An 18354-nucleotide genomic window follows, 5' to 3' on the forward strand; every position below is an offset into this window, starting at 1 on the left:
GTGTTAACTGACGATGCGGTGGTGTTAACTGACGATGCAGAGGGATTAACTATCGGGCTCGAGCTAGCAGAATCGCGAACAGACATAACTACTATTCTACGGTGATTCGTGTGCGTGGGTTAATCTTCACCGCGTCGCAAGACGGCAAAAAACATTGCATCCGTTCCATGCCGGTGTGGCCACATTTGCGCCGACAGCGTGGTTGCAGTCGCAGATATACCGGGCATCTCCGGCAGCACTGTGGCAGCAGGTAGTTCTGTAACCTGTGGCGTTTGCTCTGCTTGCACTACTGCATCCACGATCTGCCGCGTTTCGCGAACGTCTGGTGAGCACGTGGAATACACCACGACACCGCCGGGGCGCACCAAGCGCAGCGCAGACTGCACAAGCTGGGTTTGCAAGGCATTCAACTCGGCGATATCGGCATCATCTTTTTTCCAGCGTGCTTCCGGGCGCCGTCGCAAGGCCCCCAAGCCAGAACAAGGGGCGTCGACAAGCACACGGTCGTAACCTGGCGATAATCCCGGGTCCCTACCATCGGCGACATGCACCGTAACCGGAAGATCCTTCACCGTCGACCGGATTAACTCTGCGCGGTGCTGGGAAATCTCCACGGCGTCGACCGTGGCACCATCGATACGCGCCAACGCTCCTAATAAGGCGGCTTTGCCTCCTGGCCCTGCACAGAGATCCAGCCAACGGCCGGAATCAGTTCCACTGAGCTCAACTTCGGCGAGTGCTCGGGCGATCAATTGCGATCCTTCATCTTGGACCGCCGCGAGCGACTGCTGCACCGGTTCCAAGGCTCCCGGATTTCCCCCGGATTCCAGGTAGACAGCATATGGGCTATATCGTCCTTGTTCCCCACCAGTCATCAGCGCGAGTTCTTCCGCACTGATTTCTCCGGGCCGCGCAACCAAATGCACCAGAGGGCGCTGTGAATCGGCCTCGAGCGCTGCTGCCAACTCTGGGTGCACGGTATCTAGTGCCAATTGTGTCTCGGCTGGGTGTGCTGCGTTGTGGGTGATGTCGGTAGTACCAGCGTCAGCACCATCAGCGGCGTCGGCATCGACTCCGTCAGCGGCGTCATGAGGGCCTTGGGTCGCTGCCCACAACGCTGTGTTGAAGGAACGCGCGACCCATTCTGGGTGCGCATGCTCGAAAGCAAGGCCTGCTAGTTCCCCTGGTGGGCGTAGGTCGGTTATCCAGTGCTTCGCAGGTGTGCGCCCGATCGTGCGCAAGATGCCATTGACAAACCCTTTTGCTCGATCGTGGCCAGCAGATTCTACGAGACGTACCGAGGTATCGACCGCCGCGTGATTGTCCACCCGGGTAAACAACAGCTGATAAGCCCCGAGACGCAGCGCATTCAGCACCGGCGTGGCCAAACTATCTAGCTCCCGCGATGAGCAATCCCCCAACACGGTATCGATAATGCCAAGATTACGCAGGCACCCGTAAGTGATCTCCGTGGCGAACGCGGCATCTCTGCCTTTCAGGCCTGCTTCTCGCAAGCTTTTGGGCAACACTAAGTTGGCATAAGCATCGTCGTCACTAACCCGGTTGAGCACGTCAAAAGCCAGCACACGGGGCTTGTCAAGGCCTGCAACCTGGGCACTATCCTGTGCCCCCTTGTTCCTTACGCGCTTGTCCGCAGCCGGGCGCTTGCCCTGGTGCTTATTATGCGGTGGCTTGTGCCCTCCCCGAGCAGATGCATGACGACGTTCGCCGTGATTGCCCTTGCGCTTTTGCTCGGCCGATTTTTCTTGCCTTTTATCCCCCGCTTGTTGTCCGGAACGAGCACGGGAGCGAAAACCTCCAGTAGACGAACTCATGCAAGAATCCCTTCCGGTTGGCTACCTCGCGCCCATGCGGGCGCATCCATCATTTTCTTTCCTGGAGCCTGCACCTTATCCAGCCGCACTGGTGTCGTGGCAGTTCCAACGAAGACGTCGTTTTTACATACATGCAACTCACCCGGTGCGAGTTTCGTATCCCCCAGTACGCTCGCAGCTTTCGAATCAGATGCCACCAGCTGCACCGGCGAAATTTTCAACCGCTGCTCGCCCAACATCGTCCAAGCTCCCGGGCCCGGAGTATAGGCACGGATATGCCGATTCACCGCAAAATCTGGTTGTGACCAGTCGATGTGCGCCTGTTCTGCAGAAATCTTCGGCGCGTAGCTCGCTTCGCCCACCTGTGGTTGCGCTTCCAGGCGGCCGTCGGCAAGCCCGTCCATCGTGGCAACCAGCAGCTGTGAGCCAGAATAAGCCAAGCGCGTCAACAAATCGTCAGCGGTGTCATCGCTGCGAATCGCTTCTGTCACGGTTCCCAGCACATCGCCAGTATCCAGGCCTTCTTCAATGCGAAACGTACTGGCACCAGTGATATCGTCGCCATGCGCAATCGCGGCTTGCACCGGCGCCGCGCCCCTCCACTGTGGCAGCAGAGAAAAATGCAGATTAATCCACCCGTGGCGTGCGACTTGCAACAAATCCGGGCTGATCAGCTTGCCATAAGCAACCACCGCAATAGCCTCTGGCGCAAGCTCACCCAACCACTGACGAACCTGCGCCCCATCGTCGCTATCCGCACGCAAAGTCGACGGCGTCAACACCGGAATGTCCCGTTCACGGGCCAGAGCAGCCACCGGCGACGGCGCAAGACTGCGCCCGCGCCCCTTACGAGCATCCGGGCGGGTCAACACACCGACGATCTCATGCTCCGAATCCAATAAAGCTTCTAGGGCAACCACGGCTGGCTCCGGGGTGCCAGCAAAAACAATGCGCATAGTCCTCCATACTCCTTGATAAGGGCCGCTACGAGCGCACAGCCTAAACACTCAGACTAAACATTCAGCCTAACCGATATGGATAGGGTCTACCTGAATGCGTAAGGGCAACTCATCCTTGCGCACACTCCGAGCAATCGCGGCAACCCGCAATGCTGCTCCAAGCTCGGCACGCGGCCCCAGCGGGCTGCGCACCAAAATCCGCTGTGGTGGTCCGAAACGCTGCTCATCATATTCACCAGGCAAACGGGTCGAATTCGGCAAGTCCACCGGCCCCAAGACTTCGGCATCCTGCGGCAACTCCACAAGATCGACGAACATATCCAGGCTGGCATCTGCCCCATCGATGGCCGCCATATGCACGGCTGGAGGAAAATTAGTTTCCCGCCGACCAGCGAGTTCCGCAGCAGCAGCACCAATCGGATCCCAGCGGATCAGAGCCTGCACCGTCGGCAGCCCCGCGTCTGCGACGACGATGACCGTACCACCGGCAGCACGGGCGTCGACAAGCGCTGCCGCGTGCATCCAGGTCGACAACGTCTCCTCTGCCGCTCGCAAATCCTGCCGTCCGAGCAACGCCCACGTGTCCAGCAATAACGCCGCACCATAGCGCCCACCGTCAACATGAGGCTCCGCACCGGGAGTAGAAACCACCAACACAGGAGCCGACGGCACCGAATCCAATACCCGGGAACCGCCCGAGGTCACCACCCGGGTAGACGGAAAAGCACGTCCCAATTCTTCCGCCGTGCGCTGCGCACCAAGCACCACCGCGCGCAGCTGCTGTGATCCGCACTCGCCACAGCGAAACGCCGAATGTACTGCCCCGCACCAGCGACAAATCGGGACCGAGGCCTCAGCAGCATTAGCGTGCGGTGTGGAACCAGCATTCACATCCTGCCCTGGCAACCCCAATGGTCCGTTACACACTCGGCAACGCGCCGGGTGGCGGCATTTCTTGCACGACAAAGTGGGAATATAGCCTTTCCGTGGCACCTGAATTAGCACGGGTTTGCCGGCTTCGAGTGCGCGCCGGGCGGCCGCAAATGCGAGACTGGGTATCCGAGCTTTGGCAGCCCCAGGGTCTTTTTCCAGCTCGAAATCAGTATCTGCTGCGGCGCGAATCAGCGGTGCAGATTCACGAACCTGCTCGCGAGCAGCCGCGAGGCTGTGCATCCAGCCGGACTCGACCAACAACTGTGTTTCTGCGGTGCGGGAATAACCACCAATCAACAACGAACACGATTCCAGCGCCGCTCGCGTGGTCAACACTTCACGGGCGTGGGTATAGGGTGCGCGCGGATCAATGAGATTCTCATCGCCATCATCGATGACCGCAGCAAAACGCAAGTTCTGTACCGGAGCAAAAGCCGAATTTCGTGTACCAATTACCACGCGCGACTGCCCATTGAGAACAGAAAGAAAACGGCGGTAGCGGGCTTGTGCACCCAATTGCGCGTTGAGTACCGTTACTTGCTTCGGCCCGAGATACTCCCGCAGAGCCTGCTCCAGCCGATCCACATCGCGTTGGTCCGGCACCACGAGCAGCACGCCGCCGCCATCGATAGCGGCTTTCGCCGCCAATGCTGCGAGCGTCATTGGCCACGGCTCCGCTGGGGTCATCTGCCACGCAGCACGCGCGGGTTTGCCAGCCAGGACAGCATCCACGAATGACTGCCCGTAGACATAGCGTGACCAGGCAGAAAGGTCGGGTTCTTCTGGTTTGCCGAGATCCTCCCAGGCACTAGCGAAATCCGCGTTTTCTGCTTGTGCATGCCGGGGCGGTATTGCGTTGCGGATGATATCCGCACGGGTGCCTGCATAGCGCTGTGCCAAAGCCTCTACCAGCTGCGCGGTGTTGGGCGGATAGACCACCTGAGCAGAATAAACCCGCTCGAGGTAACGCAGTTTTCCGGCATGATCAGAATGCGCGCGGCGTTCTAGGACGATGCCGTCGACCAGCCTGCCATGAAAACGGATGCGTACGCGCGTTCCCGGCTGCGCGGCCTCGTCGTCACGCTCAGTAACCAGATAATCGAAGCCGCGGTCCAAATGTGCCAGCCCTAAAAGCGGCAGCACGCAGGCCACTGGACGAGCAAGCTCCATGAGGTTTTAAGACACCCCAGCAGCCGAACGCAGCTGTTCAGTGCGGTTCGTCTGTTCCCAGGGCAGGTTGAGATCATCGCGGCCAAAATGACCGTAGGCAGCAGTCGGGCGGTAGATCGGGCGCAGCAAATCCAGTTCGCGAATGATCACCGCTGGACGCAGATCAAAGGTTTGCGCCACCGCGGCCTGGATGGATTCGTTATCGAGGCCGTGATGGGCGGTACCGAATGTCTCTACGTAAAGACCCACCGGATTGGCGCGACCGATGGCATATGCGACCTGCACCTCAGCGCGATCTGCCAGGCCAGCAGCGACGATGTTCTTGGCAACCCACCGCATCGCGTACGCTCCAGAACGGTCAACCTTCGACGGGTCCTTGCCGGAAAATGCTCCACCACCGTGACGTGCCATGCCGCCGTAGGTGTCGACGATGATTTTTCGTCCGGTCAGCCCAGCATCACCCATGGGGCCACCGAGAATAAAGGAACCAGACGGGTTGATGAGCAAAGTGACGTCGTCGGTATAGAAATCATCCAACCCCGCCTCGGCAATCACATGCTCGATGACGTGAGTGCGCAGTTGCTGTTCGAGCCACTCCTGGCTGACCTCTGGATCATGCTGCGTCGAGATCACGATGGTGTCGATATGCGATGGGGTGTTTCCGCTATAAGCGAAAGTCACCTGGGTTTTCCCATCAGGACGAAGGTGATCGACAATTCCTTGCTTACGTACTTCGGTCAGCCGGCGGGACAAACGGTGCGCCAGTGCAATCGGCAATGGCATGAATTCTGGTGTTTCATTCGTCGCGTAGCCGAACATCAAGCCTTGGTCGCCGGCGCCTGCGAGATCGTCGTCGTCAAGCTGTGAACCTGAGCGTGCCTCGTGGGAGCGATCGACGCCATCACCGATTTCTTGAGATTGTTCGCCAATAGCGATATTGACACCGCAGGTGCGGCCATCGAAGCCAACGTCGGAGCTGGTAAATCCGATATCGAGCAAGGTTTTGCGCACCAGCTGCGGGATTTCGACATAAGCGCTGGTGCGAACTTCGCCAGCCACATGCACCTGCCCGGTGGTCACGAGTGTTTCGACGGCGACGCGTGCATGTTGATCCATCGCCAACAGTGCATCCAGGATGCTATCGGAGATAGCGTCGCAAATTTTGTCCGGGTGACCCTCGGTCACGGATTCGGAGGTAAACAAGCGCAGGCCGGCGGCGCTTGCGCGAACGGGTGCAGCCACGAAAATTCCTTAGACAGCTGAGACAACGACGTACAGTAATTATTTAAAAATAACTGAAACGGTGCGGTAGAACGCACCGGAACCACACTTAGTATAGACAAAGCGGTCTAGAGGTGCAATGGGGAAATTCTCTAATATTCACAGCGGCAGGCAGCTGGCCACCACTATGGTGTTAGAGCTGCACGATGCTAGTCCTGCAAGGAGCTAAAGCTGCACAGCCACTTTGTCCAAAATCTGCGCAGCGACCACATGTTTAGTGCCAGCAGCAACCTCAGCCACTCCGCCGTCTGCGTCCAAGAGGAAACCTTGGTTAGTTGCTTGCCCGAATACTTTGCCCGGCCCCACCTCATTGCACAGCAAAAGATCGCAGCCCTTGCGCTCCAACTTCTGGCGGGCATATTCCAGAATCGAACCGCTGTCATCACCGGTTTCGGCGGCAAACCCCATGATGACGGTATTAGCTGACAACGTGCCCTGCGCCCGAGCAGCCACCAGCCCGGCTAATACATCTGGGTTTTCTGTCATCTCCAACTGGTGCAAGGCAGAGTCGTCATGAGACTTTTTCATCTTGAACTCCGCTGCTTTCGCCGGTCGGAAATCCGAGACCGCCGCTGCCATAATGATGACATCGGCACCCTCGGCATGATTATGCATCGCTTGCTGTAATTCTTGGGTGGTTTCCACGGGAATCACCGTGGCCCCCGGAGGGTGCGGCAACGTGGAATTGTTGGCAGCAACGAGAGTCACATTCGCGCCCCGATGGATAGCGATATCCGCCAAGGCGAAACCCTGGCGACCGGATGAGCGATTACCAATGAACCGAACGGGATCAATGATTTCCTGGGTGCCGCCAGCGCTAATGAGCACGTTGACCCCATCAAGATTGTGATCCATGCACACACCGGAAAACACCGTGCGTGCGATCTCCGCGATGTGTGCCGGTTCTGGTAGTCGACCCGCCCCAGAATCGGTACCCGTCAAACGCCCGACTGCCGGGTTGAGTACGACGATGCCGCGCTCGCGCAAGGTTGCCACGTTCGCTTGCGTCGCCGGATTATTCCACATCTCAGTGTGCATCGCCGGCGCGATGACCACGGGGCAGGTCGCGACCAGCACGGTCGCCGCCAACAGGTCGTCGGCTCGCCCACCAGCCACGCGCGCCAAAAAATCGGCTGTCGCCGGAGCGATGACAATACCGTCAGCCTCTTGCCCGAGACGCACATGCGCGACCTCGTCGACGTCGTCAAAGACTGTGGTGGACACTGGGTTGCCAGAAAGCGCCTCGAAAGTCGCTGCACCAACAAAGCGCAGTGCAGAATTCGTCGGAATCACGCGGACATGATCACCGGCTTCTCCGAAGTCACGGATAATCTGGCACGACTTATACGCCGCGATCCCACCGCACACCCCGACGATGATGTTGCGTGGGGTGTGCGGGACATTCGGCATGCCGCCTGCAATAGTTTCCATGCCGCTCGCTGTGTGTGTCGCAGCGTGTGTCTCAGACGATGTTTCTGCCATCGAAGACGCTCCTGTTTACTGGCTCATAATGGGGACGTAGAACAACCCTACCGCCGTGAACAGGATGGCGATAAAACCGATTGCACCGTAGATGTATTTGTTGGTGCGTTTGACTTCTTCCACAGTGACATCAGATTCGACGCGTTGCTTCAGATCAGAAATGTACTGCCAGGAGCTTTGTTCCACAGGCTTGACCTTCGAGCCCACCAGCACCGCGATCAGGCTTGCTGCCAGTCCGAACAACACTGGGTGGAAAGCCATCGGCCATTCGACGCCACCGAAAGTCTTGATGCTTTCCAGGATCAAAGTGATCACACCACCAAGCAGCATGCCCCAGAAGGCTCCGGTCTCAGAGATCCGCTTCGACTGCGTCGAGGCGAAGGCCACGATGCCCCAGGAGGCAGCAAAGAACGACGCTGCCATGTATCCGATGTCCAAGACGCTCGGGGTAGCAACGTAGGCCAACAGCAACGCGATCGCACCAACGATGAGCATGGACCACCGCGCACTACGGACGTTGTCGGTTTTGGTTTCATCACCGTCCAGGCCCTCGCCGCGGCGGAACAATGGTCCGACGTCGTGCGCGGCGCTGAAACCAACCAGGGACAAGAAAGTCGAGGCTGAGGACAGACCGGCGGCAATGATACCCGTCACCAAAATAACGCCCACTGCCGTCGGCATGATGTTATACGCAGCCCAGATAAAGACCTGTGAGTTTGGCTCGATATCAGGGTTAATCAGGTTAACCGCATAGGCGGCAAACATGATGAAGAGGTAGAAAGCCGGGATAATCAGCAGCGTGATGATGCCAGCGCGAATCGCGGTATGGCTAGATTTTGCCATCATGTAACGCGAAGCCTGCCACGGGCTCACCGCGGTGACAAAGGCCCACACGAGACCGAAAGTGAAGATATAAATCAAGGCCTCGCCGATGGAGTTCAGGCGCTCGCCCGGGCCCTCCACTTGGCCATGCCAGAGCAATCCCTCACGCAGCGTCGGATCGGCAGCGAGTTTGGTGAAAGCCTCCCGTACTCCGCCGGCTTCCCGGAATATCGCGATAGATCCCAGGACACCACCGATGATGAAGAAGAAGAACATCATCGTGTCGGTAATGATCACGCCCTTGGAACCCGAGAGCACCGTGAAAATGGTGAAAGCGACCCAGGTAATAAATACTGCCCAGAAACCATCGATTCCAAGAATCGCCTCGATGACGACGGCAAGGCCACGGGTGACAGTGACCAGGTACAAGCCCATACCCACCAGCACCGAGGCGCCAGCAAGCCCGCGCAAGCGTGACGAATTAAATCGTTTCCCGAAAAATTCCGGGATCGTCAGTGCCTCTGAATCACGCAAATACCGACCGAACAGCACCACGCCGGCGAGGTAGCCCATTTTGGACATCACGCCAAGCAGCAGAATTGGCCACGGGAAGCCGTCGTAGGCCATCCCGGCTTCACCCATCAGCGCAACGGTTGACAGAAATGAGGCAACCAGGGTGCCGACGATGAACAACACCCCGACGTTACGGCCAGCAACAAAGTAGTCGTTTTTATTGCTGATCCCCCGGCTCACCCAAATTCCGACTACCAAAAATCCAATAAACGAGAGGATGACAGTGATGGTAAAAGTATCCACTATTTCTCAGCCTCCCCCTTCTTCTCGGTGGTGCGCTGGGCGTTTTTGAGTTCCGAATTCAGCTTCCAATATGCCAAGCCGAGTCCGATACTAAACACCACGATGTGCAAAATGCTGGGAAATAGCAGTTCGAGCATTCATCACTCCATTCACAAACTGGTCATCCAATAACTCGTCGTACAAAACAATGCGAGCCTAGCGCATTGTTAGGGATTTGTCAGGTTTCTCACACACGAATACCAGCGTTGACACCCTCCCTACCCCCAAACCGGAACACAGCCTTGGCGCTGTGGAGCTCGGCTGGAGCAGTCGACGACGCATCTGCGCCAGGCTTTGCGGGTTGCAGCGCCGGCGGGAAGCTACGCGCACGGCATGACACAGAAAAACCCACCCATCCGCGTGCGGAGGGTGGGAAACAAACTTTCGGCCAAGCGCGCAGCGCTGGTTAAAATGCGGCCGTGTGAGATGCACGGCGCTGTGCAGCATGAGAGATTACTTACACGCTGACGAACACGAACTAGCGGGCTTCCTCGTGATCAAGCAGCCCTTCTTCGATCTCACGCAAGGACAGCGACAATGGCTTCTCGCCTGGCTCTGGGGTTACCAGTGGTCCAACGAATTCGAAGACACCTTCGTCTTGTTCCTGGTAATAACTGTTGATCTGACGAGCGCGCTTGGCAGCAAAAATTACCAGAGCGTACTTCGACGAAACCTTCTTCAGCAACTCGTCGATCGGTGGATCCGTGATGCCTTCGGGCGTATCGAAGACGCTGTCAGTTTTCGTGGACTCGGTAGTCACTACGAGACCAACCCCTTTTCGCGTTGATTATGAAAAATTATGCGTTGCTAGTACAGAGAGTGTGCGCAGCAACTGAGTAGATGGCATTCCTGGCAGAAGCCGTCTGGTAGGCACTGTACTCCCGCTAGCTCTGCAGAAAATTGCGGATGGTTTCTACGGCCTTGTCAAGATCATCGTTGACGACAATATGATCGAATTCGCCTTGCGCGTCCAACTCGACCCGGGCGGTTTCCAGACGACGACGGACGACGTCATCCGGCTCGGTACCCCGGTTGCTTAATCGATCACAGAGCACGTCCCAGGATGGCGGTGCGAGAAACAGTGTCGTGGCTTCCGGCATCTTGGCCTTCACATTGCGCGCACCTTCCAAATCCACCTCCACGAGCACCGGGCGACCATGCGCAAGGGCTTCGTTCACGGGTTGTGCTGGTGTGCCAGACCGTTGCAATCCGGAATGAACTTCCGCCCATTCCAGCATTTCGCCGTTATCGATGGTTTGTTGAAACTGCTCTGGAGTGACGAAATAATAATCAATTCCGTCTGTCTCACCAGGACGAGGAGCCCGCGTAGTCATCGAGACTGAGAAGTAGAGGTCGGTGACGGCATTGCGCAGTTGCTTCACAACCGTGGATTTTCCAACGGCTGTGGGGCCAGCGAGCACGACCAAACGGCCACGTGATGTCACGTCGGGCATAGTTATTAGTTTTCGGAGTAGCCGAAGCGATCCAACAACGCACGGCGCTGGCGCTCGCCGAGGCCACGCAGACGGCGGGTCTGGGCAATCTCCAGATCTTCCATGATTTCACGAGCCTTGACCTTGCCTACCTTTGGCAGAGCCTCCAAGAGAGCGGCGACCTTGGTCTTGCCGATGATCTCATCGGTTTCAGCCTTGTCGAGAACTTCCTTGAGGTTGGTTCCGCCACGCTTCAATTCAGCTTTGAGCTCTGCGCGTGCCTTGCGAGCCTCAGCGGCCTTAGCCAGGGCTTCTTTACGCTGCTCATCGGTCAACTGTGGAAGGGCCACGTGGATTCCTCCGATTCAATGTGGGTTTAGGGTTGTTTTCAACGGCAACTCTAGCAGTCGCCGCCCGAATGGGAATTATAGAGCTTTGACGCTGCCCATGTACGTGCGACTGGCTCACTGGCTGCCGACGTACACAGCATCATCTGCTTTTTGCATATCTTAACACCGTAACCAGGCATTCCGCGATTTTGCGGATCTGCCCGCTACGTATTTCGCGACGTCACAGAGCTGAACGGACCAAACTCGGCACCGGGCCACCGCTTTATTGCGGCTGCATTATGCGCGCCTGGAAAGTCAGCTGCCCGGAAACTTCGATGCCTGCTCAAGTGCTGCTTTACGCAGGTCAGCAACATCTGGTCCTGCCGCGAGAACACTACGTGAGACATTCGGGAAAGCCCAGTTCTCGGTGTCAGCGGCAATGCGTGCGATATCAGCCACAGTTCCGCCTTGTGCGCCAACTCCCGGCATGAGTACTGGGCCGTTGAAGCCCTGTAAATCTGGTGGATTCTGCAAAGTTGCGCCCACCACGACCCCCAGCACGCCGTCGTCATGTGCCGAATTAAATTCTCGGCAATAGTCCACCACGTGCTGCGCCAGGCTCGTGCCATCATTACGGCGGAAGTTCTGGAACTCTACTGCTTCTGGGTTCGACGTTGCCGCCAACACGAAAACGCCAGTACCGGTTTCGCGCGCCGCAGTAAACGCCGGATCCAGCGCACCTAATCCGAGGTACGGAGCCACTGTCACGGCATCAGCGCGCAGCGGCGATGCCGGATCCAACCATGCCGAGGCATAACCGGCCATCGTGGAACCGATGTCTCCACGTTTGGCGTCTGCGATCACCAGAGCACCGGCGCCGCGTAAGTCACGCAGTGTCTCTTCCAGCACGGCGAAGCCCGCAGCACCGAAGCGTTCATAAAATGCCACCTGGGGCTTGACGACGCAGGCAACATCTGCGAACGCAGCGACGCAACGCTGCGAGAACTCCCGCAGTCCAGCCACGTCGTCGGCAAGCCCCCAATCACGTAGCAAACCGGCGTGTGGGTCAATGCCGACGCACAATCTACCACGCTGTGCAGCACGCTCCCGTAACCGTTGGCCAAAGCTCACGGGCGCGGCACTCTGGCGCACGTTGTTATCCTGCGCGCTATTCTCCATGGTTGAGTTCCTGCAAGCTGCGCACGGTCAGTTCATCTCCGCGCAGTGCTTCGATGCCTTGTACCGCTGCGGTAATGCCTTGCACGGTGGTCACCGCGGGGATGCCAACAGAAATCGCGGCAGTACGGATGTCATACCCATCGTGGCGCGCGCCGGAAGAACCAGCCGGGGTATTCAAGATCAGGTCGATATGACCTTCGGTGATCAAATCGACAATCGATTTACCCTCAACATTGCCAGCACGGATTGCAGACGCCTTGTGGGCAATCTCGCACTCGATTCCATTACGACGCAACATCTGCGCGGTGCCTGCCGTCGCCACGAGGTTGAACCCGAGCGAGGCCAAACGCTGGATCGGCACAATCAGGGTGCGCTTGTCGCGGTTGGCCACTGAAACAAACACAGTGCCATGCCGTGGTGGACAACCAAACGCTGCGGTTTCTGCCTTGGCATAGGCTGCGCCGAAATTATCGGCCAAGCCCATAACCTCACCGGTCGATTTCATCTCCGGCGACAGCAACGTATCCAGCGGAGTGCCGTCTGGGCGACGGAAACGCTTGAACGGCATCACTGCTTCTTTCACCGCGATCGGGTGATCCAACGGCAGGGAGCCACCATCGTAAGAAGTCGGAATCATGCCTTCGGCGCGCAGGTCTTGCAAGCTGTCGCCCAGCATGATGCGCGCGGCGGCCTTCGCCAGTGGCACACCGGTGGCTTTGGAGACAAAAGGCACGGTGCGTGAAGCCCGCGGGTTCGCCTCGATGACGTACAAAATGTCGTCTTTCAAGGCAAACTGGACGTTGATCAATCCTCGCACACCAATGCCGTGGGCCAAGGCCTTGGTGGATTCCCGAACTTTATCGATGTCTTCTGGCCCCAGTGTCATCGGTGGCAGTGCACACGACGAGTCACCGGAGTGAATACCAGCTTCTTCGATGTGCTCCATTACACCAGCCAAGTAGACCTCGTCGCCATCGCACAGAGCATCCACGTCGATCTCGATCGCGGAATCCAAGAACCGGTCAACCAATACCGGGTGGTCTTCGCTGAGTTCGGTTGCGCGCTCGATGTAGTTTTCCAAGCTCACTTCGTCGTAGACGATTTCCATGCCACGGCCACCGAGCACATACGACGGACGTACCAAGACTGGGTAGCCGATCTGAGCGGCGACTTCCCGAGCTTCTGCGTACGAGGTAGCAGTACCGAAATCTGGTGCCGGCAGTTGCGCTTTGGCCAAAACCTTGCCGAACACTCCACGGTCTTCTGCATTGTTGATGGCCTCTGGGCTGGTGCCGACCACTGGAACGCCTGCAGCTTCGAGCCGCTCAGCCAAACCAAGTGGGGTCTGTCCACCGAGTTGCACAATCACACCGGCGACGTTTCCGGACTGAGATTCTGCGTGGTAGACCTCCATGACGTCTTCAAAGGTCAACGGCTCAAAGTAGAGACGATCGGCGGTGTCATAGTCTGTGGAGACAGTCTCTGGGTTGCAGTTGACCATGACGGTTTCGTAGCCGATGCGCGAAAGCTCGAGTGCCGCGTGCACACAGGAATAGTCAAACTCGATGCCCTGCCCAATACGGTTCGGCCCGGAGCCGAGAATGATGACCTTATCTTTGTCGCGCTGTTCCGAAACCTCGGATTCTGCATTCGGGTCATATTCGTACGCGGAATAGTGATACGGGGTGTGGGCTTCGAATTCGCCGGCACACGTATCCACTGTCTTATAAACCGGGCGGATTCCCAGGCTCCACCGCAACGAACGCACACCGTCTTCACCAGCGAACTCTGGGCGCAAGGCAGCGATCTGGGCGTCGGAAAGACCCATGACTTTGGCTTGGCGCAGCAGTCGTTCGTCTAAGACTGGCGCAGTGCGCAAGAAATTGCCGAATTCGACGAGGTGTTCCAGCTCAGCGATAAACCACGGATCGATTTCGGAGGCTTCATGGACAGCATCGACGCTCGCACCCCAGCGTAGGGCCAACTCGACATCGTACATGCGGCCTGCGGTTGGACGGCGCAGCCGATCCAGAACTTCCGAGACCTTGGTGGCCTCGCCAGCGATTACCTCATCAGGAACCGTCCACAATCCAAATGGTTTAGATTCCAACGAGCGCATGACTTTGTTCAAGCCCTGGATGTAGTTACGGCCAATGCCCATCGCTTCGCCCACCGATTTCATGGTGGTGGTCAAGGTGTCATCCGCACCCGGGAATTTTTCGAACGCAAACCGAGGTGCTTTCACGATGACATAGTCCAGCGTGGGTTCGAACGCTGCAGGGGTGGTTCCGGTGATGTCATTGGTGACCTCGTCCAGCGAATAACCGATCGCCAGTTTGGCAGCCAATTTCGCAATCGGGAAACCAGTGGCTTTCGACGCCAACGCCGACGAGCGAGACACGCGTGGGTTCATCTCGATGACGATGATGCGACCATCGTCAGGGTTGATCGCGAACTGGATATTGCATCCACCGGTATCGACGCCAACCTCGCGGATGATGTCGATGCCCAAATCGCGCATCTTCTGGAATTCCCGGTCCGTCAACGTCAACGCTGGTGCTACCGTCACAGAGTCACCGGTGTGCACACCCAGCGCATCGACGTTTTCGATCGAAGCAATGACCACAACGTTGTCGTCGCCATCGCGCATCAGCTCCAGTTCGAATTCTTTCCATCCAAGAATGGATTCTTCGATCAGAACGTTTGCATCCGGTGAGGCAGCGATACCGCCACCAGCAATGCGGTCCAAATCCTCATAGTTATAGGCGAGACCAGAACCTAATCCGCCCATTGTGAACGACGGACGCACGACAACCGGCAGACCCAAACGCTCGACGCAGGCGTGGACTTCGTCCATCGTGTAACAGACTTCCGAACGCGCAGATTCACCGCCGACCTTCTCGACGATATCTTTAAACTTCTGTCGGTCTTCACCACGCTCGATGGCGTCGATGTCTGCACCAATGAGTTCGATGCCGTGCTTGTCCAAAATTCCAGCGCGATCTAGCTGGATCGCCGCATTCAGCGCGGTCTGTCCACCGAGTGTTGCGAGCACAGCGTCAATCGGGTGACCGCCGGCGCGTTCTTTGTTGATGATCTTTTCGATGTATTCCGTCTCAATCGGTTCCACATAGGTGGCATCCGCGAATTCCGGATCAGTCATGATCGTCGCCGGGTTCGAGTTCACCAAAGTCACCCGCAACCCTTCGGATTTCAGTACGCGGCACGCCTGGGTACCGGAGTAGTCAAATTCGCAGGCTTGACCGATAACGATAGGTCCGGAACCAATGACCAGGACGTGGTGAATATCAGAGCGCTTGGGCATAACTAAGCTTTCCTTTCCTGGCTGTTCTTATTGCGGCCGTGTTCATCAAGCAATGTAAGGAATTGATCAAATAGTGGGTGTGCATCATGTGGGCCGGCGGCCGACTCGGGGTGGTATTGCACCGAATATGCTAATCCGCTGCGCAGTGCCACGCCTTCAACGGTGCCATCATTCAGGCACGTGTGGGTGATCAGCGCTGGACCAAACTCAGTGGAAAAAGCGCGCTCATCATCGCCACTGTCGACGGCGACGGTGGTCGCGTTACCGGGAGCAGCCAGGGCGAAGCCGTGATTTTGCGAGGTGATATCAATCTTGCCGGTCTCATGGTGGATAACCGGGACGTTGATACCGCGGTGGCCGAACTTCATCTTGTAGGTATCCAAGCCGAGTGCCCGTCCCAACAACTGGTTGCCGAAACAAATGCCGAAGAACGGAATCTTCGCCGCCAAAATCTCTCGCAGAATAGCAACCATCTCATCGGCGGCGGCTGGATCTCCCGGACCATTCGAGATGAACACGCCGTCCGGATTCAACTGCTGAATCTCCGCGAAACTGGTACCAGCGGGTACGACGACCGTTTCGATACCGCGCTGGGCAAAATTGCGTGGCGTGGCAGTTTTAATACCCATATCGAAAGCCACGATACGGTGTTTGGTCTCGCCTACCGCAGAAACCGTATAGCTTTTGTCGACGGAGACTTCCCCCGCAAGGTCTGCGCCAGCCATGTCGGCTTGGTTCTGGACTTCTTCGATGAGCTCGGCGTGTGGGCGTAGCGCCTGCTCGCCAGAGAAAATACCGGCTTTGACGGAGCCATGATCACGCAACCTGCGTACCACCGTGCGGGTATCGATCCCGGAAATTCCGATGATGCCCTGTTTTTCCATTTCTTCCGGCAGAGAACTCGTTGCACGCCAGTTGGATACTCGGTGCGCCAGATCGCGTACGACCAGGCCAGCGACCCAGATGCGGCCGTCATGAGATTCATCATCTTCATCATTCCAACCGGTATTTCCGATGTGTGGTGCTGCCGTAACAACGATCTGGCGGTGGTATGACGGGTCGGTCATGGTTTCTTGATAGCCCGTCATGGCCGTCGTAAAGACCGCCTCGCCGAGGTTTTTGCCGGTAGCACCGAAGCCACTGCCGCTAAAAACGCTGCCGTCGGCAAGGACGAGCACCGCTGGGATTGTCTCCGCTGGGTAGCTACGGGGTGAAGAGAAATTCACTGCTTAGGCCTTTCGCTTAGGATTCCTGTGGTTTCTGTGGGGTTTCTGGTTTCTGTGTTGGGTCGCTAGTGCTCTGTGCTCTGGCGCTGTTGCTCGGCTCCGCGGTCGCGAGCTCGAAACTCAAGCCACCACGCAAAATGGTGTGGGTGACCTTCGCACCGAATTCATAGCCTTCATACGGGTTATTGCGAGATTTCGAGGCAAACTCATCGGCTTTCGACGTCCACGGATAGTGTGGGTCCACCACGGTCAGATTGGCAGGCTCACCCACCGCAATCGGGCGACCATGATCCGGAAGCCGAGTGATTTCTGCTGGCCGCTCAGACATGACGCGGGCGACGAAGCGCCAGTCTGCGAGACCGGATTCTACGAATATCTGGGCGATCACAGCCAGCGATGATTCCAGGCCCAACATGCCGGGCTTTGCGTGCTCAAACTCGACGCATTTATCTTCGCTGCCGTGCGGAGCATGGTCGGTGGCCACGCAGTCAATCACGCCATCAATCAAAGCCTGGCGCAGTGCGAGGGTGTCGCTTTCTTCCCGCAGGGGCGGATTTACGCGGAAAATGCCGTCGTAGGTGCGCAGCTTTTCGTCGTGCAGCAGAAGGTGGTGTGGAGTGACTTCAGCAGTAATCGGGATCTCGTGTTGCTTCGACCAGCGCAGTAATTCCACGGCTCCGGCAGTCGACGCATGGCAAATGTGTACCCGGTTACCGTAGTCGCGGGCGAGCAGCGCATCACGCACGACGATGGATTCTTCCGCCACGCGCGGCCAGCCAGACAAACCGAGCTGGGCCGCAGTCGCACCCTCGTGAGCCACTGCAGTCGCCGTCATGCGGTGATCTTCGGCGTGCTGGGCGATCAACACATTAAGGCCTTTGGCATATTCCAAGGCCCGTCGCATCAGTTGCGGGTCATTGACGCATTTGCCGTCATCGGAAAACATACGGACTTTCGCTGCGCTGCGGGCGAGCATGCCAAATTCCGTGAGCTGTTTGCCCTGTAGACCTTGCGAAATCGACCCCACCGGGTGAACATCACAGACGCCATGCTGTTGGCCCTTGTACCACACTGACTCTGCGATCACTGGTTGGTCAGTCACCGGTTGGGTATTCGCCATGGTAAACACGGCGGTGAAACCACCGCGTGCAGCCGCCTCGGAACCGCTCGCAATCGTTTCCGTATCTTCCCTGCCAGGTTCACGCAGATGAACATGCATATCTACCAAACCAGGCAACAAGACTTTTCCGCCCAAATCGCGCTTGTCATCAGCCGCTAATTGGGCAGCGGATTCCGAGCCGGTGGTTTCGATCGCACTGATGCGGCCGTCGGAAAGCAAAACATCAACCGGATCGCCCTCGCCATACGGGCGGACGTTGTGCAGCAGCAAGCTCCGGCCTTCCGCCGGACGCAAGGTGCCCGTCGGTGGATATGATTCGTGCGTCGGCGTCGGCTCTGATCCCTGAGACGGGTTCTGGTGAGTAGTCATGGTGGATTCCCCTGTGTTCTGCGAATTGTGCGCTGG

14 protein-coding genes are annotated in these 18354 nt (G+C 57.6%); all 14 read right to left on the reverse strand.

The features are described 5' to 3' along the window. Nucleotides 1-119: 119 nt before the first annotated feature. Complete coding sequence (locus tag U1140_RS01460) at nt 120-1835, reverse strand: RsmB/NOP family class I SAM-dependent RNA methyltransferase (protein ID WP_369845675.1); 1716 nt, start codon at nt 1833-1835, stop codon at nt 120-122. Continuing rightward, nucleotides 1832-2791 carry a methionyl-tRNA formyltransferase gene (gene fmt / locus U1140_RS01465; RefSeq protein ID WP_369845676.1) on the reverse strand — a complete coding sequence of 320 codons (960 nt, stop codon included), beginning with the start codon at nt 2789-2791 and terminating at the stop codon, nt 1832-1834. The genes U1140_RS01460 and fmt overlap by 4 nt, the downstream gene beginning before the upstream one ends. Before the next feature lie 69 nt (nt 2792-2860). After that, nucleotides 2861-4897 (reverse strand): primosomal protein N', encoded by a 2037-nt coding sequence (locus tag U1140_RS01470; protein ID WP_369845677.1) that lies wholly within the window; start codon nt 4895-4897, stop codon nt 2861-2863. A 6-nt stretch (nt 4898-4903) separates the two neighbouring features. Further along, the gene (metK, locus tag U1140_RS01475; RefSeq protein ID WP_369845678.1) at nt 4904-6139 is read right to left on the reverse strand and encodes a methionine adenosyltransferase; all 1236 of its coding nucleotides are present in this window, start codon (nt 6137-6139) and stop codon (nt 4904-4906) included. 204 nt (nt 6140-6343) lie between these two features. Continuing rightward, entirely contained in the window at nt 6344-7609 is a 1266-nt protein-coding gene (gene coaBC / locus U1140_RS01480; protein ID WP_369845894.1) for a bifunctional phosphopantothenoylcysteine decarboxylase/phosphopantothenate--cysteine ligase CoaBC, read from the reverse strand. A gap of 66 nt (nt 7610-7675) precedes the next feature. Continuing rightward, nucleotides 7676-9298 carry a sodium:solute symporter family protein gene (locus U1140_RS01485; RefSeq protein ID WP_369845679.1) on the reverse strand — a complete coding sequence of 541 codons (1623 nt, stop codon included), beginning with the start codon at nt 9296-9298 and terminating at the stop codon, nt 7676-7678. Further along, on the reverse strand, nt 9298-9435 hold the full coding sequence (locus U1140_RS01490; RefSeq protein WP_369845680.1) for a hypothetical protein: 138 nt from the start codon (nt 9433-9435) through the stop codon (nt 9298-9300). The genes U1140_RS01485 and U1140_RS01490 overlap by 1 nt, the downstream gene beginning before the upstream one ends. A 380-nt stretch (nt 9436-9815) precedes the next feature. Then, a complete protein-coding gene (gene rpoZ, locus U1140_RS01495; protein WP_369845681.1) occupies nt 9816-10097 on the reverse strand; it encodes a DNA-directed RNA polymerase subunit omega in 282 nt (93 codons plus the stop codon). A 124-nt stretch (nt 10098-10221) separates the two neighbouring features. Next, a complete protein-coding gene (gmk, locus tag U1140_RS01500; protein WP_369845682.1) occupies nt 10222-10791 on the reverse strand; it encodes a guanylate kinase in 570 nt (189 codons plus the stop codon). Nucleotides 10792-10796: 5 nt separating this feature from the next. Next, on the reverse strand, nt 10797-11120 hold the full coding sequence (gene mihF / locus U1140_RS01505; RefSeq protein WP_306516123.1) for an integration host factor, actinobacterial type: 324 nt from the start codon (nt 11118-11120) through the stop codon (nt 10797-10799). 294 nt (nt 11121-11414) lie between these two features. Then, nucleotides 11415-12278, reverse strand: a complete 864-nt coding sequence (gene pyrF, locus U1140_RS01510; RefSeq protein WP_369845683.1) for an orotidine-5'-phosphate decarboxylase — start codon at nt 12276-12278, stop codon at nt 11415-11417. After that, nucleotides 12268-15603: a carbamoyl-phosphate synthase large subunit gene (carB, locus tag U1140_RS01515; RefSeq protein ID WP_369845684.1), complete on the reverse strand. Its 3336-nt coding sequence runs from the start codon at nt 15601-15603 to the stop codon at nt 12268-12270. The genes pyrF and carB overlap by 11 nt, the downstream gene beginning before the upstream one ends. Nucleotides 15604-15605: 2 nt before the next feature. Further along, the gene (gene carA / locus U1140_RS01520; protein ID WP_369845685.1) at nt 15606-16829 is read right to left on the reverse strand and encodes a glutamine-hydrolyzing carbamoyl-phosphate synthase small subunit; all 1224 of its coding nucleotides are present in this window, start codon (nt 16827-16829) and stop codon (nt 15606-15608) included. 16 nt (nt 16830-16845) lie between these two features. Next, nucleotides 16846-18318: a dihydroorotase gene (locus U1140_RS01525; RefSeq protein ID WP_369845686.1), complete on the reverse strand. Its 1473-nt coding sequence runs from the start codon at nt 18316-18318 to the stop codon at nt 16846-16848. Nucleotides 18319-18354 lie beyond the last annotated feature (36 nt).

Source organism: Corynebacterium drakensteinense, from assembly GCF_041224285.1.
Lineage (GTDB): Bacteria > Actinomycetota > Actinomycetes > Mycobacteriales > Mycobacteriaceae > Corynebacterium.

Excerpts from the sequence above, each read along its gene's own strand:
- U1140_RS01490 (WP_369845680.1), bottom strand. The coding sequence starts at position 9,435 with ATGCTCGAACTGCTATTTCCCAGCATTTTGCACATCGTGGTGTTTAGT.
- U1140_RS01470 (WP_369845677.1), bottom strand. The coding sequence starts at position 4,897 with ATGGAGCTTGCTCGTCCAGTGGCCTGCGTGCTGCCGCTTTTAGGGCTG.
- U1140_RS01525 (WP_369845686.1), bottom strand. The coding sequence starts at position 18,318 with ATGACTACTCACCAGAACCCGTCTCAGGGATCAGAGCCGACGCCGACG.
- U1140_RS01460 (WP_369845675.1), bottom strand. The coding sequence starts at position 1,835 with ATGAGTTCGTCTACTGGAGGTTTTCGCTCCCGTGCTCGTTCCGGACAA.
- fmt (WP_369845676.1), bottom strand. The coding sequence starts at position 2,791 with ATGCGCATTGTTTTTGCTGGCACCCCGGAGCCAGCCGTGGTTGCCCTA.
- coaBC (WP_369845894.1), bottom strand. The coding sequence starts at position 7,609 with ATGGAAACTATTGCAGGCGGCATGCCGAATGTCCCGCACACCCCACGC.
- gmk (WP_369845682.1), bottom strand. The coding sequence starts at position 10,791 with ATGCCCGACGTGACATCACGTGGCCGTTTGGTCGTGCTCGCTGGCCCC.
- pyrF (WP_369845683.1), bottom strand. The coding sequence starts at position 12,278 with ATGGAGAATAGCGCGCAGGATAACAACGTGCGCCAGAGTGCCGCGCCC.
- carB (WP_369845684.1), bottom strand. The coding sequence starts at position 15,603 with ATGCCCAAGCGCTCTGATATTCACCACGTCCTGGTCATTGGTTCCGGA.